The 25521-nt window shown below is 49.5% G+C and carries 26 protein-coding genes and 3 pseudogenes; 14 read left to right on the top strand and 15 right to left on the bottom strand.

The genetic code is table 11. The annotated features are described in order from the left end of the window. Positions 1–2: 2 nt before the first annotated feature. The 5 genes from METMK1DRAFT_RS04910 to METMK1DRAFT_RS04930 are packed head-to-tail and all read right to left on the bottom strand — an operon-like array spanning position 3 to position 2832. The gene (locus METMK1DRAFT_RS04910) at positions 3–1136 is read right to left on the bottom strand and encodes an isopropylmalate synthase (RefSeq protein ID WP_009071409.1); all 1134 of its coding nucleotides are present in this window, start codon (positions 1134–1136) and stop codon (positions 3–5) included. Between the two features lie 41 nt (positions 1137–1177). Beyond that, positions 1178–1771, bottom strand: coding sequence for a 6-hydroxymethylpterin diphosphokinase MptE-like protein (locus tag METMK1DRAFT_RS04915; protein ID WP_009071410.1), 594 nt, complete (start codon positions 1769–1771; stop codon positions 1178–1180). A gap of 5 nt (positions 1772–1776) precedes the next feature. Further along, positions 1777–1995, bottom strand: coding sequence for a hypothetical protein (locus tag METMK1DRAFT_RS04920; protein ID WP_009071411.1), 219 nt, complete (start codon positions 1993–1995; stop codon positions 1777–1779). Beyond that, positions 1979–2395 (bottom strand): hypothetical protein, encoded by a 417-nt coding sequence (locus METMK1DRAFT_RS04925; RefSeq protein ID WP_155812299.1) that lies wholly within the window; start codon positions 2393–2395, stop codon positions 1979–1981. Before METMK1DRAFT_RS04925 ends, METMK1DRAFT_RS04920 begins: the two co-directional genes overlap by 17 nt. Further along, entirely contained in the window at positions 2392–2832 is a 441-nt protein-coding gene (locus METMK1DRAFT_RS04930; protein ID WP_009071413.1) for a hypothetical protein, read from the bottom strand. Before METMK1DRAFT_RS04930 ends, METMK1DRAFT_RS04925 begins: the two co-directional genes overlap by 4 nt. Positions 2833–2864: 32 nt before the next feature. Between METMK1DRAFT_RS04930 and METMK1DRAFT_RS04935 the strand changes: the two genes are divergently transcribed. Further along, positions 2865–3350 carry a hypothetical protein gene (locus METMK1DRAFT_RS04935; RefSeq protein ID WP_009071414.1) on the top strand — a complete coding sequence of 162 codons (486 nt, stop codon included), beginning with the start codon at positions 2865–2867 and terminating at the stop codon, positions 3348–3350. Continuing rightward, on the top strand, positions 3351–3767 hold the full coding sequence (locus METMK1DRAFT_RS04940) for a 6-pyruvoyl trahydropterin synthase family protein (RefSeq protein WP_009071416.1): 417 nt from the start codon (positions 3351–3353) through the stop codon (positions 3765–3767). 630 nt (positions 3768–4397) lie between these two features. Here the strand turns inward: METMK1DRAFT_RS04940 and METMK1DRAFT_RS04950 are convergent. Together METMK1DRAFT_RS04950 and METMK1DRAFT_RS04955 are read right to left on the bottom strand one after the other, a co-directional pair. Further along, on the bottom strand, positions 4398–4796 hold the full coding sequence (locus METMK1DRAFT_RS04950) for a hypothetical protein (RefSeq protein WP_009071420.1): 399 nt from the start codon (positions 4794–4796) through the stop codon (positions 4398–4400). After that, positions 4753–6276 carry a dihydropteroate synthase-like protein gene (locus METMK1DRAFT_RS04955; RefSeq protein WP_009071422.1) on the bottom strand — a complete coding sequence of 508 codons (1524 nt, stop codon included), beginning with the start codon at positions 6274–6276 and terminating at the stop codon, positions 4753–4755. Before METMK1DRAFT_RS04955 ends, METMK1DRAFT_RS04950 begins: the two co-directional genes overlap by 44 nt. 113 nt (positions 6277–6389) lie before the next feature. On the opposite strand from METMK1DRAFT_RS04955, the gene trxB reads away from it, so the two are divergent. Together trxB and METMK1DRAFT_RS04965 are read left to right on the top strand one after the other, a co-directional pair. Next, positions 6390–7364 carry a thioredoxin-disulfide reductase gene (trxB, locus tag METMK1DRAFT_RS04960; RefSeq protein WP_009071424.1) on the top strand — a complete coding sequence of 325 codons (975 nt, stop codon included), beginning with the start codon at positions 6390–6392 and terminating at the stop codon, positions 7362–7364. Next, positions 7361–8149: an inositol monophosphatase family protein gene (locus METMK1DRAFT_RS04965; protein WP_009071426.1), complete on the top strand. Its 789-nt coding sequence runs from the start codon at positions 7361–7363 to the stop codon at positions 8147–8149. Before trxB ends, METMK1DRAFT_RS04965 begins: the two co-directional genes overlap by 4 nt. Here the strand turns inward: METMK1DRAFT_RS04965 and METMK1DRAFT_RS04970 are convergent. From METMK1DRAFT_RS04970 to METMK1DRAFT_RS04985, 4 genes and pseudogenes are all read right to left on the bottom strand, one after another. After that, complete coding sequence (locus tag METMK1DRAFT_RS04970) at positions 8073–9890, bottom strand: AAA family ATPase (RefSeq protein ID WP_009071427.1); 1818 nt, start codon at positions 9888–9890, stop codon at positions 8073–8075. The genes METMK1DRAFT_RS04965 and METMK1DRAFT_RS04970 overlap by 77 nt on opposite strands. Before the next feature lie 118 nt (positions 9891–10008). Then, positions 10009–11287 (bottom strand): annotated as a pseudogene (locus METMK1DRAFT_RS20005) (RNA-guided endonuclease InsQ/TnpB family protein); the annotation flags it as partial. Continuing rightward, positions 11271–11835: pseudogene (locus METMK1DRAFT_RS04980) on the bottom strand (IS607 family transposase). The pseudogenes METMK1DRAFT_RS04980 and METMK1DRAFT_RS20005, both read right to left, overlap by 17 nt. Positions 11836–12152: 317 nt before the next feature. Further along, positions 12153–13706, bottom strand: a complete 1554-nt coding sequence (locus METMK1DRAFT_RS04985) for a phytoene desaturase family protein (RefSeq protein ID WP_009071431.1) — start codon at positions 13704–13706, stop codon at positions 12153–12155. A gap of 156 nt (positions 13707–13862) precedes the next feature. On the opposite strand from METMK1DRAFT_RS04985, the gene METMK1DRAFT_RS04990 reads away from it, so the two are divergent. Further along, a complete protein-coding gene (locus tag METMK1DRAFT_RS04990) occupies positions 13863–14951 on the top strand; it encodes an alkaline phosphatase family protein (RefSeq protein ID WP_009071433.1) in 1089 nt (362 codons plus the stop codon). Continuing rightward, a complete protein-coding gene (locus METMK1DRAFT_RS04995; protein WP_009071434.1) occupies positions 14944–15477 on the top strand; it encodes a phosphoribosyltransferase in 534 nt (177 codons plus the stop codon). The genes METMK1DRAFT_RS04990 and METMK1DRAFT_RS04995 overlap by 8 nt, the downstream gene beginning before the upstream one ends. Here METMK1DRAFT_RS04995 and METMK1DRAFT_RS05000 read toward each other — a convergent pair. Then, complete coding sequence (locus tag METMK1DRAFT_RS05000; RefSeq protein ID WP_009071435.1) at positions 15474–17135, bottom strand: acyl-CoA mutase large subunit family protein; 1662 nt, start codon at positions 17133–17135, stop codon at positions 15474–15476. The two genes, METMK1DRAFT_RS04995 and METMK1DRAFT_RS05000, sit on opposite strands and share 4 nt — an antisense overlap. Positions 17136–17223: 88 nt before the next feature. On the opposite strand from METMK1DRAFT_RS05000, the gene mce reads away from it, so the two are divergent. Together mce and hsp20 are read left to right on the top strand one after the other, a co-directional pair. Further along, a complete protein-coding gene (gene mce, locus METMK1DRAFT_RS05005) occupies positions 17224–17649 on the top strand; it encodes a methylmalonyl-CoA epimerase (protein ID WP_009071436.1) in 426 nt (141 codons plus the stop codon). A gap of 123 nt (positions 17650–17772) precedes the next feature. Then, positions 17773–18282, top strand: a complete 510-nt coding sequence (gene hsp20, locus METMK1DRAFT_RS05010) for an archaeal heat shock protein Hsp20 (protein ID WP_009071437.1) — start codon at positions 17773–17775, stop codon at positions 18280–18282. Here hsp20 and METMK1DRAFT_RS05015 read toward each other — a convergent pair. Then, positions 18251–18766, bottom strand: a complete 516-nt coding sequence (locus METMK1DRAFT_RS05015; protein WP_048087633.1) for a ZPR1 zinc finger domain-containing protein — start codon at positions 18764–18766, stop codon at positions 18251–18253. The two genes, hsp20 and METMK1DRAFT_RS05015, sit on opposite strands and share 32 nt — an antisense overlap. 55 nt (positions 18767–18821) lie before the next feature. Here METMK1DRAFT_RS05015 and METMK1DRAFT_RS05020 point away from each other — a divergent pair, with 55 nt between their 5' ends. Next, complete coding sequence (locus tag METMK1DRAFT_RS05020; RefSeq protein WP_009071439.1) at positions 18822–20384, top strand: GTPBP1 family GTP-binding protein; 1563 nt, start codon at positions 18822–18824, stop codon at positions 20382–20384. 264 nt (positions 20385–20648) lie between these two features. Continuing rightward, positions 20649–20825, top strand: a pseudogene (locus METMK1DRAFT_RS17455) (helix-turn-helix domain-containing protein); the annotation flags it as partial. A gap of 229 nt (positions 20826–21054) precedes the next feature. Here the strand turns inward: METMK1DRAFT_RS17455 and METMK1DRAFT_RS05025 are convergent. Next, on the bottom strand, positions 21055–21465 hold the full coding sequence (locus METMK1DRAFT_RS05025; protein ID WP_009071440.1) for an SRPBCC domain-containing protein: 411 nt from the start codon (positions 21463–21465) through the stop codon (positions 21055–21057). Between the two features lie 509 nt (positions 21466–21974). Here METMK1DRAFT_RS05025 and METMK1DRAFT_RS05030 point away from each other — a divergent pair. Continuing rightward, positions 21975–22166: a hypothetical protein gene (locus tag METMK1DRAFT_RS05030; protein WP_009071441.1), complete on the top strand. Its 192-nt coding sequence runs from the start codon at positions 21975–21977 to the stop codon at positions 22164–22166. A gap of 4 nt (positions 22167–22170) precedes the next feature. On the opposite strand, the gene METMK1DRAFT_RS05035 is transcribed toward METMK1DRAFT_RS05030, so the two are convergent. Further along, complete coding sequence (locus tag METMK1DRAFT_RS05035; protein WP_009071442.1) at positions 22171–22596, bottom strand: SRPBCC family protein; 426 nt, start codon at positions 22594–22596, stop codon at positions 22171–22173. 325 nt (positions 22597–22921) lie between these two features. On the opposite strand from METMK1DRAFT_RS05035, the gene METMK1DRAFT_RS05040 reads away from it, so the two are divergent. Genes METMK1DRAFT_RS05040 through METMK1DRAFT_RS05050 form a run of 3 tightly spaced genes read left to right on the top strand, consistent with a single transcriptional unit; the run spans position 22922 to position 25493 of the window. Continuing rightward, the gene (locus METMK1DRAFT_RS05040) at positions 22922–23620 is read left to right on the top strand and encodes a MoaD family protein (protein ID WP_009071443.1); all 699 of its coding nucleotides are present in this window, start codon (positions 22922–22924) and stop codon (positions 23618–23620) included. Continuing rightward, on the top strand, positions 23617–24957 hold the full coding sequence (thiD, locus tag METMK1DRAFT_RS05045; RefSeq protein WP_009071444.1) for a bifunctional hydroxymethylpyrimidine kinase/phosphomethylpyrimidine kinase: 1341 nt from the start codon (positions 23617–23619) through the stop codon (positions 24955–24957). The genes METMK1DRAFT_RS05040 and thiD overlap by 4 nt, the downstream gene beginning before the upstream one ends. Further along, positions 24954–25493, top strand: coding sequence for an HD domain-containing protein (locus METMK1DRAFT_RS05050; protein ID WP_009071445.1), 540 nt, complete (start codon positions 24954–24956; stop codon positions 25491–25493). The genes thiD and METMK1DRAFT_RS05050 overlap by 4 nt, the downstream gene beginning before the upstream one ends. Positions 25494–25521: the final 28 nt, after the last annotated feature.

Below are 25521 nucleotides of genomic sequence, written 5' to 3' on the forward strand. Positions count from 1 at the left end.
CTTCATGTGTTCAGGTATTTAGATGCTATCCTCTTGGCATCCTCTGCTGTTATCTTCTTTCCTGTGTCTGCCATCCTCTTGACTTCCTGGAGAACCGCCTTTAATTTCTCATCGTCGAGGTGTATCCCATCCTCCTCTAATATCTTCCTCAGTCCGTGAATCCCACTGTGTTTACCCAAAGCTAATCTCCTGAAGTTACCTACCTCTTCGGGTGACATCGGCTCGTAGGTCAGAGGGTTCTCTATGACTCCGTGCACGTGTATGCCCGCCTCGTGGCCGAAAGCGTTTTCGCCCACTATTGCCTTGAAGTACGGCACTGGGACTCCGCTGAGCTCAGATACCAACCTGCTGGTGTCGTAAAGTAGCCATGTCTTAACGCCTACCTCGTAGTCCATCAGTTTCTTCAAAGCCATCACAACCTCCTCAAGGGAGGCGTTACCTGCTCTCTCACCTATTCCGTTAACTGTAACGTGGACTTGCCTAGCTCCTGCCTGAACTCCTGCCAGCGAGTTAGCCGTGGCTAGGCCGAAGTCGTTGTGGCAATGTACACTCACAATTCTGCCAGAAGTGGCGTTAACTACCTTCTTGATGAGGTCGTAGAACTTGAACGGGTACATCGTACCCACAGTGTCTGGTATGTTAACTCTATCTGCCCCCGCCTCCACTGCCGTTTTCACGGCCTGGATTAGGAAGTCCTCGTCTGTCCTCGTAGCATCCTCTGGGCTGTACTCTACGACTAATCCGTGGGACTTAGCGTATCTAACGGACTCGTAGATCCTGTCCAAGACTTGCTCCCTGGTCAACTTGAGCTTGTATTTCAGATGTATGTCAGAAGTAGCTATGAACACGTGAATGCTGGAGAGACCGGCCTCTATACCCTTGTCTATATCGTTCTTGTTGGCCCTGGCCAGCCCGGTCACCTCTACGCTATCGCCTACCTCCTCTAAGATCTTCTTGGTGGCTATGAACTCCCCCTCCGAGGAGGCCGGGAAACCTGCCTCTATTACGTCCACTCCCAGCCTCTGAAGCTGCCTAGCTATCCTCACCTTCTGCTCCACGGTGAGGTCTATTCCTGGGGCCTGCTCCCCATCCCTGAGTGTCGTATCGAATATTCTAATTCTCCTAGTGGAGAACACTCATCCCTCTATACGCACCAACATGAATTGGGAAGGACTTTTTATAAATCTTTCCCTATAACCTCGTTGATTATATCCTTGGCCACCCGTAGCTTGAGTCTCTTGAGGTGAGAGGCGGGAGAGTCAGAGCTTAACCAAGGCTTAGAATACCTCCCTACCATAGGTGAGTCCAAGTCCATTCCGTACAGCCTTATTCTCCTAGCCCCGAAAGCTCTGGCCAACACCACCGCCCTGTCCCCATCCGTGAACCCCCCGAACAACTTCAGTCTGCCGAAGGGAGGGACCTGGGTAGTACCTACAACTCTTTTCAACTCTGAGACCTTGTGAAGGAGATGGTAGTTGTCCCCGTGGGCGTGCACCACGTAGAGCGAGTCTGGAAATTGAGTTATGCCGTCTAAATCGGTAACTATAACGTCAGGTACGATCCCCAGGGACAATAAATAGTTAGTTGCCCCGTCGGCCGAAATCATTACCTCCCCCTCGAACTCCCTGTGATCCACTAACGAAGGCCCTGCCCCCACCACTGCCACATCTTTGCCTCTGATGATCTCGAGCTCCCTCGTGAGATCCTCCCTTATCATCAAGTTTAGGAGAGACGCCGAATAATAGTCCTTGGAGAACGGAAAACCGAACATCCTCCTCAGTCGATCGTAGATGGAGAGCCATCTGAACGGATCTTGAATAATATCTTCTCGCCCTCCTTTCTAACAATCTCCACTCTATATCTCTTAAAAACGTAGGACAGGAGTGGACTATCCTTAGAGATCGAGAAAGTCACATCTACGTTCGCCAGCAGTCCCAGTGCCTCCAACGGGTCAGAGGAGCAGGTATATGAGTCTAGGTCAATGGTGGAAGTCATCGAAGATGCCCTGTACTTTGTCGAATAACGAAGTGACCCTGTCCAAGATTAACTTCATTTCCTGTCCCCTAGTCAGAACTGAGGGAGCCTTAGTTGGAGACTCGTTGAGCATCTTAAGGGCGGAGAGTTGTCTCCACAGATCTTGGATCTCGTTGATGATTCCCTTAACTTTCTGGTCTATTTCCCTGGATATCTCCAGGAAACCCAATACTTCAACTGGAGAGAAGGATATGTCTAGGATTCCATATAGTGATAGCAGGACGTTAGACATGTTCTCAAGGGTCTCGGATAACCTCAACGCCGTATAGTACATGTCTCCGTCGTTGAAGGCATCGCTAGACTCCTTGAGGGTTCGCATGGATCTCAAGATATACTCAGACGCCATGGAGCTATTGTTCACAGCTCCACCACCTCACCTTTATTTATCTTTATCAGGTCTATAACTTTCCTGCCCTGAAAGTCTTTGACCTTCCAGTCTCTCTTCACGGAGGAGAGAAGGCCCTCTGGATCGTAGGCTATGCCTCCGATCGTCAGACTCATTATCACCAATGGGTAACTGTGCTTCAGTTCCCTGGGGCTTATGACGACTCCCATCACTGGAGGGTTCCTTCCTAGCTTCTCAACCAGTTCGAGCCCCTCACGAGAACGCTTGACCTTGTTGTAGAAGTAGTTGAAGATTTCGCCCCTCATCAATAGCGATATGGCGTCTACTCCCTCTAGGACTATCAAGAGGAGGTACCTATCCTGAAATTTGGAGACTACAATTCCCTTCAATCCTTCCCCGTAGTGGTCCAAAATCGCCTCGGTGAGGGTTGATATAAATCGCTCGACGGTCATGTTTAATACCTTCACGAGGCTGAATTAAAGTTATGGATTACTGGCTCCAAAGGTACCTCCAGGAGAGACCATCGATGACAGTAGGTGCAGTCGAGGCCGTAGTACCGTGCAACTCCTCTTGTTTAGAGGGAACCGAGTTCAGATCGCTCTTGAGTGATCCATCCTTCCGTTCCAGGTTAGAAGTGATGGACAGCCTGGTGGATCTGATCAAGGACCTCTCCAACACACTGGTCAGGGAGATTGAGGAAAAAGCTCAGGGTATGGAGGGAGTAAACGTCAACGCCTTAGTCTACACTGTGTATAGGTTGAGCGAATACGGCGGAACTACAAGTTTGGGCGAGAAGCTCAGGTACGAAGGGAGAGTGTTAGCTGAGGGGAGTTTCCCCCTCCTGATTAACGTAAACAAGCTTGTGGATCAATTGGTCCAGGATCAGAACATAAGGTCTATCTGTGACGAGATAAGGTACTTGACGGAGGCTCTTTGGGAACACTTTGAGAAAAACATGGTGAGGGTTTAGATGAAAGTGAGGGTCGGCATAGAAGGGTTCAGCCTGGACTCTGCTCATTACACCCTCTCCTCGCCCAAGGACGATCAACTCCACGGCCACACCTACAACATCGACGTGGAAGTAGAGGGACCGGTAGACGAGAATAGCGGATTCGTGGTCGACTTTAACGTCCTGAGGGAGGTGGTGAAAGAGGTGGTGAAGGAGTGGGATCATAAGTTCATTGTCCCCAAGAGGGATATCCCAAAGATAAAGGTAGAGTCTCCATTCAGGCTAGAGATCAAGGAGATAGACCACCCATTCCCCACAGTGGAGTACATAGGACTCGAAATAGCCAAAAGCGTCCATCGGAGGCTCGGTGAGAAGTTTAAGGTGATCGTCAAGATCTATGAGGGAAAAGACTCGTACGCTCTAATAGAGTACCCTTGACTCTGGACTCCCTAGTCACTCCTAGTTTGCCTATAGTGCTCATCGAGCGTGTTACTCCACATTCCTTCAGGTCGGGGCTCAAGGGGTTCGGGCTTCATAGGATTTCATAATATTTAATATCAATCCTCAGCCCTTGGGCTTCACCTGAGTCGCGGCTGGCCCGTTCACACCCCTCCGCCCCCTTAGCAGGATGACCCCACCCAACGGGTCCTATGGGAAACCCGCACATCTTCAGTTCACCGTCACACCCAATCGGGATTTCTTCACCCATCTGGTGTGATTGTGTTTATGTTTTCAAATCAACAAATAAGAAAACTTTACGGTTTATCGGAAACTGTTGTCCACGGCAGAGCTAACGTGGTGTGAGAACTCATATTTTATCACTAAAGCTTGTCATAAACGAATACAAAATATTTTTGTTGATACGGAGAACGATTCATCCCCCAGGATGTCAACGTTCTTCTCTACCCTCAAGATGCACTCCGTTAACTTGATCTTTTCTGGGAAACTATTCCTTTTTCAGAACCTAGCGCATTTTATTTACATAAAAGGAAAGGAGTATTATTCTGTAAAGTACAGGATTAACAGAGGTACCATGAGTATTACACCTGCAGTGATCATCGCTCTTAATTAGTCGACTATAAACCTTAGTCCGATCACGTCCACCTTCTCGCCTCCTTCAAGGCGGTTTGGACTTAGGACGAGAGTTCCCTCCTGGACTTTAAGACATCCTTCACGACCTTCTCTTGTCGCGTACACGAACTCTTTCACGGACAAACTGCAATCCTCTCCTCTTAAAGAAAAGAAACCATCGTACTCGGCCCTAAGCAAAGGCTTTGTACCCTTGAAAATGATCACTCCTCCATATATTGACGGTAAACAAATCAGGGGGTCGGTGCAGGAAGACAATCTCATATCGCTTCTCAACTTCTCCACCATTCCTCCTTGAGCGATTAGCGGGAGATGGGCTATAGCTATGATGACGTCATTGAGGTGGAAAAGACTGATCTTGGGAACCGAGACTATCATCTGCTATCCTCCTAAAGAGGGGTTTGTCCTGTATGTAAGTCTTATCCAATAGGGAGGCAATCTCCGCCTTAGCTAGCTCGTAACCTATGTACAATGCGTGTTCTCTGGAGATCTCGGTCTCCATTAGCAATTTCCTGCCCACGGATAGGGCATCTTTACCCTCGACAGTGAGTTCCCTCTTCCCAAAGAACGAGACCCCTATCCTTCTATCCTCTACGTATACCTTTACGTGACCTGCCGGATCCATGTTGGGCTCAATTCTGCCTACCTCTATCAACTCACCTACCCTCTGAGGCCTCTCCAACTTTCTCTTCTTCTCCTTTAGGATGAGTAGGTTCGGGCCCACATCCTTAGGTGGCTTCCTTTGGTACATCGCAATGGACACCATTTGAGATGCCACCTTGACTTCCCAGCTATTCCACCTCGTCTTTCCTTTCTCCATCACCAGGAGGGATGACGCGCCTATCTCGCCAGCCATGCTCACCACTAATGCAGAGACACCGTGGCTGTCCGCGTCTATCAGCTCCGTCACGTTAAGTGTACCCATAAGGAGAGGTACGTCAGGGAGAGAGTCCCTTATCTTAAGATACTCCACGAGACTGTCCACCATACCAGTTAGGGGAGGAGAGAGAATAGGGTCGGCCATGAGCCTTGTAAACCCTTTCCTCCTGGCCATATTGACTAGCTCTATAACGGTCCCTGCTCGATTATCTGTGGAGAACGGAGCTACAACGAAAGCTGCACCTCCTTTGACTTCCTCTAGGTCATCAATGTTGAGTTCGTTTAGATTGAAGGCGAAGGTTGCACCTGTCCTGACTCCTTCCTTTATTACCCTAGGTGAATCACTGTCTATTCCTACTACTAACCCCAAGTCAAGTAAATGTCTTATCCTTCTCCTGACCTCCTCTGGGTCGTCGAAACCCACGGGAAAGCCAGCCACTATAACGTCCACAAAGGGTTTAACTCTCTTTAATTCCTCCTCCCATTTCTCCATGGACCAACTGGGATCGAGTTCCAGGAAGACTCGAAATGGAGGGGGTCGCAAGGGTATCTTCACGCCTGCTTCAAAGGCAATTATGGCCTTACTCTCGATCTCACTCAAAATCCTCCCCTGTTCACTCTTCATCTCCTTTTCAAGAATTCTGTCAGCCGGGACTAAAGTTGAGAGGCTCACGCCCCTCCTCAGGGCCTCGAGGACGTGAACTACGTCCCAGGCGTTCTCTGTCCCCTTGTATACCTTAACTCCAAGCTCCCTCTCTATGACCTTTGCGTCTCCGTAAACGAGCCCGGGTAATATCACGAAATCGTATTCTTTCAATTCCTCCTTTCTTAGTCTGAGATTCTCCAAGATGTACCTGACACTCATTAGGGAGGCCACAGGGTAGTCCAGAACGAGTATGTCCACGTCTCCCTGGGATTGCTTCACTGCCTCTCTCAGGATAGGGTACGCCAGTTTTCCAGTCACCAGTAACGCTCGCATTTTTCATTCAGTCATTCAGGGTTGTCGTTAATATTCATACGATTAAGCCCAATTATTTGCGTTGAAAACTCACTCAAGAAACATTTAATACTCCCAAAGTCAAAAACGTGGCTATGAGTCTCATCCCCAGAGCTTCTAATGTGAGACCAGGCGACAAGTTTGATACAATAATAGTGGGTCTAGGACCCGCTGCGTACAGTGCAGCCCTCTATGCTGCCAGATACATGCTCAAGACCTTGGTCATAGGCGAAACTCCAGGGGGACAGCTCACAGAGGCTGGAGAGGTAGACGATTACCTAGGGCTCATAGGAGTCCAAGCATCGGAAATGATAAAGTTGTTCAACGCTCACGTGGAGAAGTATAGCGTTCCCATCCTAATGGATAGAGTGGAGTCGTTCAAGAGAGAGGGGGAGGAGTACATCGTAAAGACGAAGAGGAAGGGAGAGTACAGAGCTTCCACGATCATTGTGGCTGTAGGCACCAAGAGGAGGAAGCTCAACGTTCCCGGTGAAAACGAGTTCCTGGGCAGAGGAGTGTCCTACTGTTCAGTGTGTGACGCACCACTCTTCAAGAACAGGCCAGTAGTCGTGGTTGGAGGAGGAAACTCAGCATTGGACGGAGCGGAGCTCCTGAGCAGGTATGCTACAAAGGTCTACTTAGTCCATAGGAGGGAGGAGTTCAGGGCCCAGCCCATAATAGTGAAATTGGTCAAGGAGAAACCCAACGTCGAGTTCATCCTAAATTCCAGGGTAAAGGAGATAAGGGGAGACAAACTGGTCAGGAAGGTAGTTGTGGAGAACCTGAAGACAGGTGAAGTCAGGGAAATTGAGGCCAATGGAATATTTGTGGAGATAGGTTTTGAGCCACCTAAGGACTTCGCCGAGGTCAATGATCTGGAAACTGACGAACAGGGCTACATAAAAGTTGATGAGTGGACAAGAACCAACCTGCCAGGTGTCTTCGCCGCGGGGGACTGCACAAACATGTGGATAGGTTTTAGACAAGTAGCTACTTCGACGGCTATGGGCGCCGTGGCCGCACACAGTGCGTATAATTATCTGAACGAGAGGAAAGGGTTCAGGGGATGAGAGAGTTACTGGAGAAGATAACCAAGGAAACCTCTGCTTACCTCAGGGAATTGAGCGGAAGGGAGGGGTTGGACAAGGTAATTGGGACTCACGGCGACGACACAACTAAGGTTGTGGACAGACTCGCGGAAGATTTCATACTGGAGAACTTGAAGAAGGAAGACTTAAGAATCACCGTAGTCACAGAGGAGACCGGGTTCATCGAGAGGAGTGGGTCTGAGTACGTTGCCGTAATAGATCCTTTAGATGGTAGCACCAACTACCTCAACGGCATAACTTGGGCGGGAGTCTCCATAGCCCTATTCAAGAGGGACGGATCCCCAGTGGCCGGGGCAGTTAGCGAAATCTTCTCTGGGAGGACTTATTCATACGATCAGGAACGAGCTTACGTAGACGGTAGGATTTTTACAGGTATCTCGAACCCCCGGACGAGGATCGTGTTATCCTATTTCGACAGATCCAGGTTGAGGGAAGCAATGGGGATACTCTCCGCCATAGAGGGCAGTTACAAGACCAGGAATCTAGGTTCGGCCTCCCTCGATATGCTCTTAACGTGTACCGGGAGGGCCTACCTGTTCTTCGATATAAGGAACAAGTTGAGGAACGTGGACATTGCCTCTTCATCAAATTTCTGTAAGAAAGTATCCATAAATCCTATGAGTTTGGAGGGAAAGAGCATAGATATAAACCTCGAGGGAGTGACGACCATCAAGAGTGTTGTCGTATCTCCTGACTCTTCTCTCCTAAGGAGGATCTTTTCTGGGTTGAGGGCTTTACCTTCTTAAGTGCCTCAAGGAGATCCTCCTTCTCTAGATTCCTTCCCTGAACTCCCCTTATCACGTCCTTGAGTACTCTCAACTTAGCCTCTCTAGCTAGAGCGGCCAAATCGGCACCGGTGTATCCCTCAGTTATTTCCGCTATTGCTTTACAGTCCACTTTTTCACAGCTATCTGAACCAACGTATTTCTGCAATATGTCAAGCCTTTCCTCAGTGGTCGGAAGGCCCATCTTAATAATGATGTCAAACCTACCAGGCCTGAGGAGGGCCGGATCTATAGCTCTTATTCTGTTAGTCGTCCCTATTACGACGACCTCCTTTAGGTTTCTGATACCGTCCATTTCCGTAAGTAACTGATTCACTATCTTTGACGACTCCGTGTTACTCCTGTGCGACCTCTTCGAGGCTATGGCGTCCAACTCGTCCAGGAGAACTATGGACGGTCTGTTCTCCCTCGCCCTATTGAAAACCTCCTTTATCGTCGAGACTGCCCCCTCATATCCCTTGTACATTATCTCAGCCACACTTATGGATATCAGCTTCACGTCTATCGTCTTAGCTAAGGCCTTGGCCATCATGGTCTTTCCTACTCCTGGAGGGCCATAGAGCAGTATCCCTCTTATGGGTGGGACCTTCATCTGATCCATGAGCTTAGCATACTTCAGCTGAAGTTCTAGTAGCTCCCTAAGTTCCTGTTTGACCCTCTGATATCCTCCTATATCATCCAGCGTTACCTTATCCTCTCCCTCTTTCCCACCGTCCTCCGACTTTCTCGCCCTCCTCTCAAAGTCTAACCTAAACTTCTCAAACTCCTCCAGCATCTGAAGTGTTATGCTAGGCTTGTACCTCTGTATGATCTCCAGAAAGTCACTCATGGTTATTTTTCTCTCAGTCTTGGACTCTAAGGCCTCTATGGCGACCTTTCTCGCTGCCTCCTGACAAATGTTGGCTAGGTCGGCCCCGCTGTACCTCTCTGTTATCTCAGCGAGCCTGTTTAGATCCACGTCTGGGGCCAAGGGCTTCCCCCCACAGTGAACCTTCAAGATCTCCACTCTGGCCTGTTTGTTGGGAGGCCCTATGTAAATCAACTTATCGAACCTTCCAGCCCTTAGGAGGGCCTTATCTAGGGTCTGTGGTACATTCGTTGAACCCACTATTATCACCCCGTCGTCGTTGTGAAGGCCATCTATCTCTGAGAGCATGAGTGATAGTAGCCTCGGAGTGACGGAGTCCCCACTGTGCGTCTCCCTCCTTACTCCGATTGTGTCTATCTCATCAAAGAAAAGGATACAAGGTGCGTTCTTCCGGGCGTTGGCAAAAAGCTCCTTAAGCCTTGCTTCACTTTCACCGTACCATTTGCTCATTATATCGCTTACGTTGACGTAGATGAAGTTCAGCTTGGCCTCACTAGCTAGAGCCCTCATCATTAGGGTCTTGCCACAGCCTGGTGGACCGAAAAGGAGTATGCCCTTAGGAGGTCTGAGACCGTAAACTTTAGCCAGGTCCTTGTTCTTCAGAGGAAACTCCACATATTCCCGTATCTCCTTCTTAACATCTTCGTAGCCTCCAATGTCGTTCCAAGCTACCTTCCTCTCCTCATCGTCCCTCTTCTTAGACCTGGCTTGAACCTGCGATGCCTTATCGCTCGCGTTGAAGTTGGTAGTAAATCTTTTAAACAGTCCCATAAGTATGTACATTATTATCCCTAGGGATATAAAAAGGATTATCATTGTCAGCTGATAGTTCATTTGCCCTTGTGGAGTCTCTCATTCCGTGTATATAAGCAGGCGTAAAGGAAATCCGAACTTGGCTGATTGAAAACAACACGTTCTACTTTAAACTACTCCCCACACGGGGGTTCGGGCTTCATTGAATTTTCATGAATTTGTATCCAATCCTCAGCCCTTGAGCTTCACCGGAGTCGCGGGGAAACCCGTTACTCCTCCGCCCCCTTAGCGGGGTAACCTAAACCCACCTACTCCCACTGGGAGTGAGAGAGAGGTGGGGAAACCCGCACATCTTGAGGAAGATATTCAAGGATGCGTTGAGTTGTCTATCCAGGGTGAAACCACACCTCTCACAACGAAAAGTCCTACCTTTCGGGAAATCCGTCCACATCTGGGGCAGGACTTGGAAGTTAAATGAGGGTTCACCTCCTTAACTAGGGAGCCGTATAGTGGGGCCTTGTACTTCAACGCACGGTGGATCGACCTCCATACAGTCCTTGAAATCTTCTTAGACAACCTGTCGTCAGCTTCTTGGAACATATCCTGTTTGTTCAGTTTCTCAACAGCAATCGTAGTCACGGTATACATCTCAAGGAGCTCGTTGACGAACTTGTGAACGTGGTCCCTAACTCTATTCCTCTCACGGTGGGAGTACTTCCTCGACAACAACTCCCCTTTCCTACCGTGCTTGGAAGCGAAGGACTTGATTCTACCCCTCTTCAACTCCATCCCAAACTTGAGGCTGTACAGCTCCCTCAAGGAGAAAGTGACGAACTTCTCGCCGTCGTAAGCGTCCAGAGTATAGAGGTTACTGTCGATTGCTAGATAGTCCAGGGGAGTTGACCAGGGTAATTTGTAACGGAATGGTAGGTGAACCTTGTCCTCCTTTATCACGGGCTCACCCAGTTCTAACCCTTTGACCCGTGGAGAGAACCAGGTGTGGGACCAGGAGAGGGTCAAGTACTCATACGGTCTTACAGTAATCCTTACGTTCTCGCCATCAACCTTCCTCAGAGTAGACTTAACCCTTACGTAAACCTTCTTCAATCTAGGTTTCCTCAGTGAAGCTCGTCCCTTTTCAGCCCTCCTCCAACCTTTCAACATTGAGCGTCGCTTATTGCCTTATCCACGTAGTGTGAGGCTAGGACGTTGACCTCCTCCAGTTCGTCCCTCAACGTCTTGTACACTCCCTTCTTCTCGGGGAGGGTTATCTTGACCTTCGTGAGGACTTTCTTACCCCTCTTCACTTCCCTCCTCTCAACCTTGATCCTCTCCCACAACCAGTCTAAAGCCCTCTGCAGTAGGACTCTGTAGTTCTCCAGTAGTACTTCACTCTCCTCCTTCTTGTCGTTCTTCATGGAGTAAGTTAGGTAGACGTACTCCTCCTCTGGCTGAAACGATTTAAGCCTTAATTTCCTCGACGCACTTCCTCACCTTCTCGTACTCGTGACTCCCCACTCCTTGCAATTTCTCGCTTAACGATACGTATAGAGATTAGGTCTTCGACCAGTTCCTGCTCGGGGGTTTTGTCCTCCCCGTTCAACACCACGAGCTCATGGTCGTGCGCTTTGCACACCTCCTCTACTATCTCGAAGCCGAACCTCACCGGTCTGTCCGGGTAAGCAATGGCTTTCGACACCTCGTTGTTGAGCGTCGTCCTCAGTTGAGGAACCCCTTCCTCTTCACGTTCAACCAAGACCCCACGTCTGTTATCACCTTCGTATTCCTTAACGTTCTCCTCTAGGTATTTAACCTGGTTCACCAAGTCGTCCTTTCGCTTGTTCGATACCCTAGCGTATAATGCCACTTTCCTCCTCTTGACAATACCCATCAGTTTTTCTAAGTCCTCCCTGAACTTCCACTTCCCGCTCTGCACCACCGGTTTTATGTAACCCTCCTTAACGTAGCTCTGCAACGTGCGGTAGGATATTCCCAGTTTTTGGCACACTTCCTTAGGTTTCAGCACCATAATAAAACTCACATACAAAATGTATAAACTTCACGGTTCATCGGAAACTGTTGTCAACGGCGTCTCCTCGAGGAAACACGCTCTGTTACCCTCAACTCGCCGGGATTAACCTAGTTTTAGTAGTAGTTATTAGATTTCCGTTGATGACAGGACGTCAGTTAAGGGGAAGTCAAATAACTACTGTTTGAGGTGTAATTAGAAATGATTGAAGGTGGCGAAGAGTCATGCCGTTGACAACCGTCGAAAGAGTGCTATAACAAACGAAGATGCATAGCCTACTGTTCACGACGGTGGGGTGGGATCTCATCTCACATTCATGACTTTCCAGCCCTCATGTCGTTGATCACCCTCATAGCCGCGTTAAATCCCGGGGCCCCTGTCACCCCTCCTCCTGGATGGGTTCCTGAGCCACAAAGGTAGAAGCCTTTGACCGGTGTATTGTAATCGTACCCTGGGATGGGTCTGAACGAGTAAAGCTGGTCAGGGGTCATATCCAGGTGGAATATGTTACCTTCAGTTATACCGAACCTCTTCTCTATGTCGAGGGGAGTTATGACCTCATACCTTACAGGTTTGAAGTTGGGTGCATACTCCCTGATCTTGTCCATGGTGAGTTGATATATCTCATCCTTCATCTCATCGAGTCCCTGCCTGTACGGTAGATATTGCCCGAATATGGAGAAGGAGAACTTCCCAGGAGGTGCTAGGGTAGGATCGACTGACGACTGAATATTTATGGAAAGCCAAGGTTCCCTGGAGAACCCTCTAACCTTGGCGTCGAGGTAGGCCTTCTCCACGTAGTCGACTGAGGGAAGTATCAGCTCAGAAGCTATGTGCTCTGGGGATAGAGACTTTCCATGACCGAAATCGGGCAACTCCTCTATGTAGCCCACGACCTTGAACGAAACTCCTCTTCCCTTGAGCGATCTCACCTTTCTCACGAACTCTTGATCCAGCTCGACTCCCTCCAACAGCTTCGTGAAGGTGAACCTAGGGTCTGCATTGGAGAGAACTACCCTGGACTCTATTACCTTCCCTCCCTTCAGTAAGACTCCCGTGACTCTGCCTCCCTTAACCAGTATCTTCTCCACTGGACTACCCGTGTAAACCTCTACTCCAAACGACTCCGCGGCTCTCCTCATGGCGGCGGTAACTCCGCCCATTCCACCCCTCACGTAGCCCCAGGCTCCCTTTATACCGTTGACCTCTCCGAGGACGTGATGGGCTAAGACGTAAGCAGTACCCGGCGTGGAAGGAGAGGCGTAGGTCCCGACCACCGCGTCCTCAACGAGGGCCGCCTTGACCTCGTCTGACTCGAAGAAGGTGTCCAGGAGAGAAGATGCGTCCTGGACTAAGGTCTTAAGTGCCTCCAAGAGGTCCTTGGGACTCTCCGTGCTGACAGACTTGAGGAGTGGGATTAAAGCCTCCAAGTCCTGTATGGAGGGGGGTGGGTTGAGCATTATAGTGTCGGCCAGTAGGTAGAATGGTTCCCAGAACTTGATCCACTTCTCGTAGGCTGAGGCATCTCTAGTGGAAAATTTTGATATCTCCCTCTTGGTTTTATCCACGTCGTTCCAGATATAGAGACTCTTCCCGCTCCCGAAAGGTACGAAGAGACCTGGATCCTTCGTGATGATTTCCAGCCCTCTCTCCTCCAGCTTTAGATCACGTATTATCCTTGGCCTCAGGAGGCTCAAAACGTAAGCCCCAGTGGAGACCTTTACCCCAGGCCACAACTCCTCAGTGACAGAGGCTCCTCCCACCACGTCCCTTCTCTCGAACACTGCCACCCTGAGCCCATTCATGGCGAGGTAGGCTGAGGCCACTAGGCCATTATGTCCTCCCCCCACGACGATGACGTCATACATGGTGATCCCGTCACTCCTTTGAGGTGAAGTGGAGTACCACGGACAGCCCAACAGCCACTGCGGTGAGGCCCATGGCGAAGTAGGCCATGAACACCAAAACTTCAGGGATAGTCATCATCAAGATATCTTATAACGATCCTTTTAACACTAATCGTCATGGAACTTGTTGAACCTAACTATAACGAGAACCTGTACAGCCTGGGATGTGGGATAGCGAACTGGTTGGGAACGAAGGTGGAGTGTCAAAGGAGGATAGAGGTATCAGCCAACAGACTTGTCCTACTACTCTTGGACGGCTTCGGTTGGAATATCATGAGCCAAGCCCTGGGGGAAGTCAAGGAGGCCAGGAAAATTCACAGCGTCTTTCCCTCGACCACCTCCACCTCCCTGACGACGTTGTTCACGGCAAGGGTCCCAGGAGACCACGGGGTTCTCGGCTATAATACTTTCGTAAAGAGACTCGGAGGAATAGTGAACAGCCTCAGGTACACGCACCCCTCCTCAAATATAAGGGACTCATTGAGCAACGGTGTTCCCTTCGAGAGCGCCTTTCCTAAAGCCAAGGGGTACTTATCCCAGGTGGAAAAGGGAACAGCGGCCGTTTTACCTCAGGGAATAGAAAACACCGAGTTCACGAGGGTAGTCCACGGTAAAGTGGAGGAGACAAGGACGTACTTCAATATCTGGGATGCAGGTAACTCGCTCACGGCACTCATGGGGAAAGGTTATAGGTTCATCTACGCCTACATTCCTGACGTAGATACGTTAGCCCACAAGTACGGACCTTACGATCCCTCGACTCTAGAGGCAGCCAGGGAGATCTTCATGAAGTTTTACTACGCTCTCAAGAAAAGGGGGGATTACACAGCCCTCATAACTGCGGATCACGGACTCATAGAGACGGACAAGGTGGTGGAGGTGAGGGGGGAGCAGGAGCTCATGTCCCTGCTGGAGTTGCCTCCCTATGGAGACTCCAGGGCCCTCTTCCTTAAGTCCAGGTTTGACATGAAGGTCTTCCTCTCCCAGAGATACAACCTTAAGGTATATGCAGGTGAGGAGATACCTCCACTCCTGGGAGGGATTACCGACAGGGAGTATCTCCCCGACTTCGTGGCTGTACCCTTGGACAAGGCCTCCTATATCTTTGATTATAGGGAAGACGGAAACTACAGAAAGCTTAAAGGGCATCACGGGGGTCTGCTCAAGGAAGAGATGGAGATACCGTTGGTGATACTCAATGGTTGATTTCCTTATACCTTCATGGGAGGAGATAGAGGATAGAGTGTTCCAGATAGTTGAGAAAATGACCAAGGATGGCTTCTTCCCTGACGCCATAATAGCCGTACTGACGGGAGGTGCAATACCGGCTAAGTTGCTCTCAGATATCTTGGACACCAAGAACATAAAATACGTGGACATCAAGTTCTACAAGGGCGTAGGTACAACGGAAAATAGGCCCGTTATTAAGGCTATTTACATCAACGACCTGGAGAACAAGAACGTCCTCATCGTGGACGACGTCTCGGACACCGGGGAGACGCTGGAGGCCGTGAGCAACGTGGTCTCCATGTTCTCGCCGAAGACGATAAGGACGGCAGCCCTATACGTCAAGCCTTGGTCGAGGAAGATACCAGACTACTACGGCGAGCAGGTAGGAAAGTGGATAGTCTTCCCCTGGGATAAATGGGACGTTGTCAGAAGTAACCCAGAGGTACCAGTGAGCGGAAAGGAGAGATACTTCAAAATTCGGAGTGCGTTGAAGAACGTCTAGAATATTATAGGCTCCCTGTACTCTCCCCAAACCTCCCTCAGGGTAGAGCTAATCTCCCCGACTGTGGCCCCCTTCTTTATGGCGTCGAGGACGTAAGGTACCATGTTGACGTTCTCCTTCTCAGCTACCTTCCTGAGGTTATTCAACGAGTCCCTGAACTTGATCTCGTCTCTATCAGACCTGTATTTCTTAAGCCTCTGGATGACCCTCTCCCTAACCTCTGGGTTGACCCTGAAGACCTCGGTGGTACCTATCCAGTCTGGCTCATACGACATGTTCACTCCCACCTTAACCATGTCCCCCTCCTCTATCCTCTTCTGGAGTCTGTAGGCGCTCTCGGCTATTTCGGCCTGGGGGTATGCCCTCTCTATGGCCTTCATCATACCCCCCATACCTTCGATCCTCTCTATGACCTTCCACGCCCGCTCCTCTATCTCGTCGGTGAGCCACTCCACATAATATGAGCCGGCGAGGGGGTCTACAGTCTCGGTGACCCCGCTCTCGTAGGCCACGATCTGCTGAACTCTTATGGCTATTTTGGCTGCCTTCTCGCTGGGTAGTGCTACAGCCTCATCGTAAGAGTTCACGTGAAGGCTCTGGGTACCACCTAGGGCAGCTGCCAATGCCTGGATTGTTGTCCTGATTATGTTTATCTCGGGCTGCTGGGCTGTGAGCTCGGCACCTCCAGTCTGTGTGTGGAATTTCAGAGTCATGGAGTCCGGTTTCTTGGCGTTGAACATATCCCTCATTATCTTGGCCCACATCCTCCTGGCTGCCCTGAACTTAGCTACCTCCTCGAAGAGGTTGGTGTAACCGGCAAAGAAGAAGGACAACGTGGGGGCGAAGTCATCAACCGGTATACCTCTCTCGAGGGTCCTCCTCACGTACTCTATCCCATCTGCTAGGGTGAAAGCCACTTCCAGAACCGCGTCTGCACCGGCTTCCCTGATGTGATATCCGCTTATACTGATGGGATGCCACTTGGGCACATTTTTATATGAATATTCAATTATGTCTACAGCGTATCTCATTGAGGGCTCGGGCGGGTAGATGAAGTTCTTTCTAGCTATGTACTCCTTTAGGATGTCGTTCTGTACGGTTCCGTCCAGCTGAGCTTGGCTTATCCCCCTCCTCTCAGCGGTGGCAATGTACATGGAGAGCAACTCCATGGCAGTAGCGTTTATGGTCATGGACGTGGAAACCTTATCCAGGGGGATGGAATTCATGACCAGGTCCATCTCCTTCCAGTGGAACATTGAGACTCCCACCACTCCCACCTCCGTATAGGCAAGAACGTGGTCTGGGTCCAGTCCCAGCTGAGTGGGGAGATCGAAGGCCATACTGAGCCCGGTCTGGCCCGCTTCGAGAAGTTTCCTGAACCTGAGGTTTGTGTCCTCTGAAGATCCGAAACCTGCGTACTGTCTGATTGTCCATATCCTCCCTCTATACATGTTGGGATAGATCCCCCTAGTGAAGGGATAATCGCCGGGGAAGCCTATCTTCTCCTCGTAATCACCCTTGACGTCCAGGGGTGTATATAACGGTTTGACCTCAATTCCTGAGGGCGTGATGAACTTGGACTTCCTCTCCTTTCTCTTGGAGAGCCATGTAGCCAAAACCTTGTTCTCCCATTCCTTAACCCTTTCCCCTGAGACCAAAGAGAATACCCTATATGGCTTTGTTTAAACGGTATATAATCTTTGCTTTTTGATCAAACTTTTAAAGTAAAAGGACATAAATGTCCCCATGAACACCCTGGGCATAGACCACGTGGGAGTAGCCGTGGACAACCTGGAGGAGGCCATAAAACTCTACACCGAAAAGGTGGGAATGAAGCTCGTGCACAAGGAGGATCTTCCGGACAGGGGGATAAGGGTAGCGTTCCTGGTTGGAGACGACGGAGTAGCTGCGGTGGAATTGATGGAGCCCATGAATCACGATGATCCAAATAACACCGTTGCAAAGTTCATTAAGAGTAAGGGACAAGGAATGCATCACCTCGCAGTAAAGGTGAGGGACATAAGTGAGAGCCTTAAGGAGATGGAAGCCATGGGTATGAACCTAATTGATAAGGGCCCTAGGAGAGGTGCTAGAGGGCACCTAGTAGCTTTCGTTCATCCGAAGAGCGTCATGGGGGTGCTCCTGGAGCTCGTTCAAGAGGCTCATCATTGAATTTTATGGACCCTTACCAGGAGAACCTCGTCGTTAGTAGATCTATACAGTGTAAGTATTCCCCTCTAACCCTCTGAGTAAATTTTAAATTTTCTTAATCAAGTATTTAAAGTGGGATCTACAATGCCCACGAAGAGAAGGGATATATTTAGTTACTTCGACGACCTCATCAAACAGATAGAGGAGGAGTTTGAGGAGATGGAGAGGGAGTTCTTTAAGGCAGCGGAGAAGGGACAGGTGAAAACCTATGGCCCCTACGTCTACGGATTCAAGGTAACTCTAGGTCCTGACGGCAAGCCCATAGTTGAAGAGTTCGGAAACGTCAAGAGACTGGGTAACAGACCACTACTCAGCGAGGAGAGGGAACCCTTGGTGGACGTCATAGAGAAGGAAGACACCATCAGGGTCGTGGCTGAGGTTCCAGGGGTTGAGAAGGACAACATCAAGGTAAAGATAAACGGCACTAACCTGATAATTACCGCGAACTCCCAGGACAAGAAGTACTACAAGGAGGTGGAGCTGCCTGCCCCAGTGGACGAGAACTCCGCCAAGGCTAACTACAAGAACGGAGTTCTTGAAGTAATACTCAAGAAGAAGGAGTCTACTGCTGGAAAAGAGATAAAGATCGAGTGACCTTAGCCTTATTGTTTTTTATGAAGCTCGTTCCTGAAGGATCATCTATTACCAACCTGAACCTTGTTCTACCGTCCATAGCGAGCTCGATTTTTTCGCATCCCCCCTCACAGATCCCTCCAACACTGTCCCTGACTATTTCCAGCAGTCCTCTCACGGTAGTCAAGTTACCTTGGGAGGCCGACGCGGGCTCTATCTCCACTCCCAACTCAGGTATGTTCACCGAGGCGAATGCCGACCTATAAACGAGGGACGAGAGGTCCTCCTCGCACTCCACGTCCAACTCTATCCTTATGGGTTCCTGAGTCTCGTAGGGTTTTACGTCCCTCAGTCTGAAGTTACAGCTTTCGCACTCCCAGTTGGAGAGTACCAGCTTGCCCACTTGGGGTGTTTCGTAGAGGTAATCCTTTGCAGACAAGGTCTCCTTTCCACAGGCTGGACACTTGAGCCTCTCGTTCATGATTAGTATTGGCTCCATGGCTATCAACCAAAGCTTATTTGGTAGAACCGCACATTATATCGCAGAGCGATTCGGAGATATGAAATTCCCACGGGAGAGTGAGATAGGAAAGATAGAATATAAGCTTATTCTGGCCGATCTCCGTGAGGACAGGCTCCAACAGCTTGCTTCGCAGATGAAGTACAGAATTGAGGAGGGAGGAGGAGAGGCCATATACGTAGTAGGGGTCAGTGACGAGGGAGACGCCATAGGTCTCTCCAAGGAAGACCTACAGGAGACGCTAAACTCCATAGAGAGAATAGCCTCAATGATAAACTCCAAGGTAGCTCACAAGAGGATAGTGGAGTTCAAGAAGGGACTTTACGTGGCTGAGGTGTTAGTGAGGTTTCAGAGGGATAAAGTTCCCATCCAGGTGAATGTGGCCGTCATGGGCCACGTGAACGCCGGGAAGAGCACGCTCACCGGCACCCTAATCTTGGGCAAGCTAGATGACGGGAACGGTGCGTTGAGGAGCGCCGTGGCCAGATACCTTCATGAGGTGATAAGCGGGAGAACCTCGTCAATTACCATGAGGTTATTGGGCTTTAACGAGAGGGGCGAAGCAGTGAACCCCGCGTGTAGGGATCCCCTGGACGAAGCTGAGGTGACGTTGAAGAGTTCCAAGACAATCAGGTTGATCGACCTGGGAGGACATGAAAGATACCTCAGGACGACTCTAAAGGGACTCCTGGGATACGAAGTTGACTACGTGATGCTGGTGGTGGGAGCAGACGACGGGCTGAGCATCATGGGCCGAGAACACCTGGCCGTGTCCGCAGTGCTGAAGTTCCCCATATTTGTGGTGATAACTAAGGTGGACAAGTTCCCCGATGAGAGAGTGAGGGAAGTGATCGGACAAATAAAGGATGTCCTGAAGATACCGGGCATCAACAGGCTAGCCATGGAGGTAGACGACGAGGGAGATGTGCTCAACGGAATAATAGGGATCAGGTCTCTCAGAGTAGTACCCATATTCAAGGTCTCCAACGTGACCGGGAAGGGACTGAACCTCCTCCTCAGGTTCATGAACATGCTGCCTCCCAAGAGGGTCAAACCTGAGAGGTCCACGTTAGTCTACTTAGACGAGATATACAACGTTCCAGGAGTAGGCACAGTGGTTCTGGGCTCGGTGATAAGAGGAAAGGTATCAGTGAACGATCAACTTTTCGTAGGGCCCACCAAACTCAGTGAATTCATAGAGGTGAAAATCAAGAGCATTCAGCTGAACAAAGTCTTCGTGGAAAGCGTCGGAGAGGGATCTATAGCCACCTTCGCCCTTCAAGGGGTAACCAGGGAGAGCCTGAGGAAGGGAATGGTTTTGACTAAGAGCCCTCCTAAGGGTATAAGGAACTTCTGGAGTAAGGTGATAGTCCTTCACCATCCGACGACCATAAGGGAGGGGTATGTGGCTACCATGCACCTCTACACCATCAGGCAGGCCATAAGGTTCTCCAAGATCTCAAAGGGTGTTCTCAGATCTGGGGACAGTTCAGACGTCGAGATGTCGTTTATGTTCAGACCCGAATACGTTGAGCCCGGCCAGATCTTCGTCTTCAGGGAAGGAAGAACCAGAGGCTTGGGAATAATAACCAGAGTAGAGTGACGAGAGAGTGGAGTTTGTCACGAGATTTCATTAATTGATGCCAATCCTCAGCCCTTAAGATTCACCGGAGTCTGGGAGGACCGTTCCTATCCCCCTTAAGCGTGGAACTATTCATAAGGGCTGGATGATGGGGAAACCCGCACATCTTGAGGTTATAGCCACACCTTTCAGGAAAACCCATCCACATCCAGTCTGACTAAGCCGTGGCCAACAGTTTCAGACAAACCGTAAAGTTTATATCATTTCGTCATAAACTCTTATATGATGCTGAGACATAAGGAAGTCCGCCAACGCTTAGGAATATCCTATGCAACACTCAGAGAATACGTAAAGAAGGGATAAATAAAACCAGTACTACAGAGCGGGAAGTGGAGGTTCAGGGAGGATGTAGAGAAGTTAATGGGTATTGTTAGAAAGAGGAAAGTGATACTTTATCCTAGGGAGCGTGGAGGCGTTCCTCAGGTTCTCGAGCGCCATTTAGGCTAACCACCTGGGCCGATGAAAATCTTTAAGTTACGTTAAAGTCCCATAACTGCTGCGTAGAATAAATTTCACAGCTTATCGAAACTGTTAGCAAAGGCGTTAAGCCCCTCACGTCCGTTAACGTTGAAGGCGTTAATGTCCTGGAAGACCTCAGTGCCTCAGGAGACCCAAGAAATTGGGTAGTGCGTTACTTAGCGTTTATCTTCGAGACCGTACAAGAGATTATCTGCCTTGACACTCGCTCGGCTTCTCTACCTATAGTATTCTGAAGCGCCTTCGCTAAAGCTCCTGAAATGTCATAATCTGCAGACCAGTTAAGCTCGTTGTCTCCGACCTCAACTATCGTCTTGATAACTAGTGTGAGTCCTGGCCCAAGGACCTCCATTAGGTTGGTGACCTGTCTCCCTGTTACCTTATGTTCCTTAACTTCCCCGCTCAATTCGACCCTCATGGGACCTATGCTGGCCTCCACTACAAACCTTCCGCTCTCCATCCTCCTCACTCCAGGAATACATTCCAAGAGATTCCTGTAATCGGAAAGGAATGTCATCGCCTTGTCGTTGTCTCGAACCTTCTCTACGCCTCCTATCTTACTCATCTAGCTACACCCTAAGTTCTCCTACGCGAATTACTGTATTTCATTTTCTCGAGGCTTATATAATTTTAGGACGTAGTTTAAGTTCCACGATCTCGACGTTTCTGTTGGATTTAAGGGTTGAACATCCTCTGTCCTCATCTTACCTCAGGTGAAGGAGTGGTTGTCGGAACCTTGTGTATATCTGACCGAGACTTTAATTCTCCTCTTTCTAGGAATTGTTCCAAAATGGGAGTATATGACTTAATCCGTAGGTAGAAAAGATTTCCCGTCTGATGAGTTTCTGCCCTCAGCACTCCCTGTCCATTCAAACCTTTTTATCCTAAGATTTGGTCTCTCAACTCCTCGCTCTGAAACGGCTGTGTGAAGATCGAGTTGGACGGGAATCTCAATCCCGCGATGAAGAGCTTAGACTGTAACGCTTCTACGTAACTACTGGTTATTTTTAATCACTTCTAAATATCGTTTTGACAAGTTGTGTTTATATAGTATCACCGAAGTAGTTTTTATTGATGATCCCCCTAACTGATGACGGGCACTGCTCACGAGGTTTGGGGAGTGATAAAGGTGTGGATGGGAGGGTAGTGGTGTTTCCCTCGACTAGCCCCAATGAGTTAAGGGTGACCCTGTATGATCCCTTAAGAGGGGTGCCCGTGGTGGAATTAGAAGTAATTAAAAGTAAGGAAAAGTTACGCCACGGGTAAACACTTACTTCTTCTCCACCCTCTGCTTCAGGCAGTCAAATAGGTCACTTATTAGTTTGTTTACAGCTGGATCCATTAACCTGGCCCCTACAGACGCGAGCACTCCCGCCACTCTCACTTCCGCGTCATAAGCTATCTTGCTGTCCTCGATTTTGACCTTTGCCATGATGTCCACGTTACTATTGAGGCCCGTTCCCTTGGCTAGGATAGTCATTCCCTCCATAGGTATCATGTCCTTAAAGGTTACTGTTGCCTTATACTCCCCCTTTATGAAGCCTATACCTGCTGTCCCAACGACCTTGTAGGTATCTCCTTCCTTAGTTACGCTCTTTATTCCTGGGAAGCAGGAGGAGACCATGTCGAGATTGCTTAGAATGTTCCAAATGGTCGACTTATCCGCGTCCAGTTTAACTTCTCCCTGATACTTCATGACCAATACTTGGACTGTAGTCGGAAAAAAGTTTTTAGATTGTTCAACCTAGCCGACCGAGTCCCCGAAACAAAGTCCCTCTTTGATAACGCTCCTATCTAGAGTTTCGGTCTTATGGAATTGCGTCGGTGCGATCACTTCCGCTCATTGTATGGCTAATCGGGTAGCAGTTATTAGATTTCCCTTGAAAAAGGGGCGGTAATTAAGGGAAAGTCACGAAACTGCTGATCGGGGTGGTGCTCCACATCTCCCGCCTCACGGTCGAGGTATTCCGGCCCTTCGCCAAACCCATTGAAGATAAAAAAGATCGACGGGCCAATATTACATGATGAGTATCAAGATAAAGGTGAGGTATTTCGCCTTCGTTAAGGATCTCACTGGCAAGCACGAGGAAATCGTGGAAACCACGTGTAGGGAGTTGAACTGCCTGTTGGAGCAACTGGGGAAGACTTATGGAGAGAGGTTTAGCTCGGCGTTGCGACAGGGATTGGGTGGAGTGAAGGTCTTCGTTCTCGTTAACGGAAAGACGAACATCGAAACTTTACGGGATGGGGACGAAGTCGCCGTTCTCCCTCCTCCTGCAGGAGGAGAATTACGTATAGGAAAGTTGGACGTGATGAAGGAAATACAGGACTTCCACAGTAAAGCTCCTCCAGAAGCGGGCTCAATGGTCGTCTACATAGGTTTCGTCAAGGGAAAGGTAGAGGGACATACAGTCCACGAGTTACGCTATGAGGCATACCAAGAGTACACTGCCGCGAGACTGAAAGAGATCGAGGAGGAGATCAAGAGGAAGTATAATGACGTTGTATCCATCAGGATAATTCACGCCGTTGACGAGATGAAGCCTGGAGACGACGTGATCCTTATCATGGTATTGGGGAAGGGCAGAAAGGAGGCTATAAGGGCCGTTGAGGATTCCATCGAGTTGGTTAAGCATACTACGGGGATCTGGAAGCTGGAAGTCAGAGATGACGGAGAGTACTGGGTGGTAGCAGGGAACACCAGGGTGAGAAGAGAGTGAAGAAGAAGGTCAGCATGGCAGTAGGAGGGTTCGATACAGGCGGTGGGGCCGGAATAGAGAGTGACATTAAGGCGATGGAAAGCGTAGGGGTTCACGGAGTCGGAGCCATAACTGCCATAACGTCTCAGAACACCTTGGGAATAAGGGAGATATTACCGGTCAGTCCCAAGTTCCTGGCCTCACAACTCAGTGCCATACTGGAGGACTTTGACGTGAGGACCGTGAAGACAGGCATGATACTGGATGCTGACCAAATGAAGGTAGTGTCCGATCTACTCTACCACAAGCCGATGGTCGTGGACCCTGTCATATATGCCAAGGACGGCACCAAATTAATAGGCGACTTGGACGCTTTCAAGAGTATCCTCCTCACAAAGGCCAGAGTAGTGACACCAAATGTGCCGGAAGCTGAGGCACTCTCAGGAGAGAAGATAAGGAGCGTGGAAGACTCAAGGAGAGCTGCCAAGAAGATCCACGAAACGTACTCCGTTCCTCTCGTAGTAGTAAAGGGCGGCCACCTCCAGGGAGAGGAGGTGGTGGATGTGGTGTACGATGGTTCGTCCTACCTTGTCTTGAAATTTCCCAGGATAGAACAGAGGCACACCCACGGGACTGGAAGCGTCTTCGCCTCACTCATGGCAGCGTTGATGGCTAAGGGTCTAGATGAGTACAGGGCCTTGGAGAGGGCCAGTTCGCTGATCAAGGATGCCATATACTCTGGACTAGAGATAGGTAAGGGCGTAGGGCCTGTTGACCCTATGGCGAGACTGGAAATAGAGGCGATGAAATATAGGGTATTTGAGGAGATGAGGGAGTTTGCAGACTTCGTGGAGAGGAGGGAGAACTTCCATAGGTTGATCCCAGAAGTTCAATCAAACTTAGCCCACGGAGTGACGCCGAACTACGTGAGGGGATTACAGGACATCGCTACGTTCAGGGGAAGAATAATCAAGAGGTGGGATGGAAGGGTAGTTGTAGGTCTACCTCCTGTTTTCGGCTACCCCACCCACACGGCAAGGTTACTACTTTCAATAATCCAAAAAGGCGAAACGGCTGATACCCTGATGAACATTAGGTACGATTCTACGCTAGTTGGAATATTCCGAAAGATCGGTTATGATGTAGTAGAGGTGGACAGAACTAAAGAACCCCCTCATGGAGAGGGGAAAACAATGGGTTGGCTCGTGGAATACGTATACTCAGAATACGGCAGAATCCCAAACGTAATTTACGATAGAGGAGCAGTAGGTAAGGAAGCCATGATAAGGTTCTGGACCAGTTCCATCCAGGAGATGATGGACTCATTGGACTCATTACTAAAGGAGTGGAAGCCATGAGACTGGAGAGAGCTTTAGAGGCATGTAAGAACTTGGTGAGGACGGGCTGGATGCAGAGAGGGGTCCCCCCAGCACTGGGAGAGACTGTTGCCTCCCATAGCTTCGAGGCCGCAGTGATAGCCTACCTAATTTCTGAGGAGCTGAAGGAGATAGGAGTAAATGTTAATCCAGAGCACGCAACTGTCATAGCACTATTTCACGACATAGGCGAGAGTGTATTGGGCGATCTCCCCAAGTGGGCCACACAGAGAATAGATAAGAACCGTGCTGAAGAGGAGGCTTTCGTTCACCTGGGAATGCCGAGAGATCTCTTCGCAGAATATCAGGAGAGGAAGTCCTTGGAAAGTAGGATAGCCAAGATGGCTGAGGAAGTGGCTACCCTAAAGCAGGCCCTGAGATATAAGGCCATGGGTTTCAAGGTAGAGGAGATAATTAAGACGTATGAGGATTCTCTCTCGAAGATGTGGGAGGAGGAGCCCTTCAAGTCCGCTAAGCCCAGGCTTGAGAAGATTCTCTTCAACGATTCAGAAAAATAATTTAAAGGCTTTGATACCATTTCATGGT

The sequence above is a fragment of the Metallosphaera yellowstonensis MK1 genome (assembly GCF_000243315.1).
Classification (GTDB): Archaea; Thermoproteota; Thermoprotei_A; order Sulfolobales; family Sulfolobaceae; genus Metallosphaera; species Metallosphaera yellowstonensis.

Coding starts and splice junctions, on each gene's coding strand:
- METMK1DRAFT_RS04940 (WP_009071416.1), top strand. CDS start 3,351: ATGAAAGTGAGGGTCGGCATAGAAGGGTTCAGCCTGGACTCTGCTCAT.
- METMK1DRAFT_RS04920 (WP_009071411.1), bottom strand. CDS start 1,995: ATGACTTCCACCATTGACCTAGACTCATATACCTGCTCCTCTGACCCG.
- METMK1DRAFT_RS04965 (WP_009071426.1), top strand. CDS start 7,361: ATGAGAGAGTTACTGGAGAAGATAACCAAGGAAACCTCTGCTTACCTC.
- METMK1DRAFT_RS04915 (WP_009071410.1), bottom strand. CDS start 1,771: ATGTTCGGTTTTCCGTTCTCCAAGGACTATTATTCGGCGTCTCTCCTA.
- METMK1DRAFT_RS04970 (WP_009071427.1), bottom strand. CDS start 9,890: ATGAACTATCAGCTGACAATGATAATCCTTTTTATATCCCTAGGGATA.
- METMK1DRAFT_RS04990 (WP_009071433.1), top strand. CDS start 13,863: ATGGAACTTGTTGAACCTAACTATAACGAGAACCTGTACAGCCTGGGA.
- METMK1DRAFT_RS04935 (WP_009071414.1), top strand. CDS start 2,865: ATGGATTACTGGCTCCAAAGGTACCTCCAGGAGAGACCATCGATGACA.
- METMK1DRAFT_RS04930 (WP_009071413.1), bottom strand. CDS start 2,832: ATGACCGTCGAGCGATTTATATCAACCCTCACCGAGGCGATTTTGGAC.
- METMK1DRAFT_RS04985 (WP_009071431.1), bottom strand. CDS start 13,706: ATGTATGACGTCATCGTCGTGGGGGGAGGACATAATGGCCTAGTGGCC.
- METMK1DRAFT_RS05035 (WP_009071442.1), bottom strand. CDS start 22,596: ATGAAGTATCAGGGAGAAGTTAAACTGGACGCGGATAAGTCGACCATT.
- METMK1DRAFT_RS04995 (WP_009071434.1), top strand. CDS start 14,944: ATGGTTGATTTCCTTATACCTTCATGGGAGGAGATAGAGGATAGAGTG.
- hsp20 (WP_009071437.1), top strand. CDS start 17,773: ATGCCCACGAAGAGAAGGGATATATTTAGTTACTTCGACGACCTCATC.
- METMK1DRAFT_RS05030 (WP_009071441.1), top strand. CDS start 21,975: ATGATCCCCCTAACTGATGACGGGCACTGCTCACGAGGTTTGGGGAGT.
- METMK1DRAFT_RS04955 (WP_009071422.1), bottom strand. CDS start 6,276: ATGCGAGCGTTACTGGTGACTGGAAAACTGGCGTACCCTATCCTGAGA.
- METMK1DRAFT_RS05020 (WP_009071439.1), top strand. CDS start 18,822: ATGAAATTCCCACGGGAGAGTGAGATAGGAAAGATAGAATATAAGCTT.
- mce (WP_009071436.1), top strand. CDS start 17,224: ATGAACACCCTGGGCATAGACCACGTGGGAGTAGCCGTGGACAACCTG.
- METMK1DRAFT_RS05040 (WP_009071443.1), top strand. CDS start 22,922: ATGATGAGTATCAAGATAAAGGTGAGGTATTTCGCCTTCGTTAAGGAT.
- METMK1DRAFT_RS05025 (WP_009071440.1), bottom strand. CDS start 21,465: ATGAGTAAGATAGGAGGCGTAGAGAAGGTTCGAGACAACGACAAGGCG.
- METMK1DRAFT_RS05050 (WP_009071445.1), top strand. CDS start 24,954: ATGAGACTGGAGAGAGCTTTAGAGGCATGTAAGAACTTGGTGAGGACG.
- trxB (WP_009071424.1), top strand. CDS start 6,390: ATGAGTCTCATCCCCAGAGCTTCTAATGTGAGACCAGGCGACAAGTTT.
- METMK1DRAFT_RS04950 (WP_009071420.1), bottom strand. CDS start 4,796: ATGATAGTCTCGGTTCCCAAGATCAGTCTTTTCCACCTCAATGACGTC.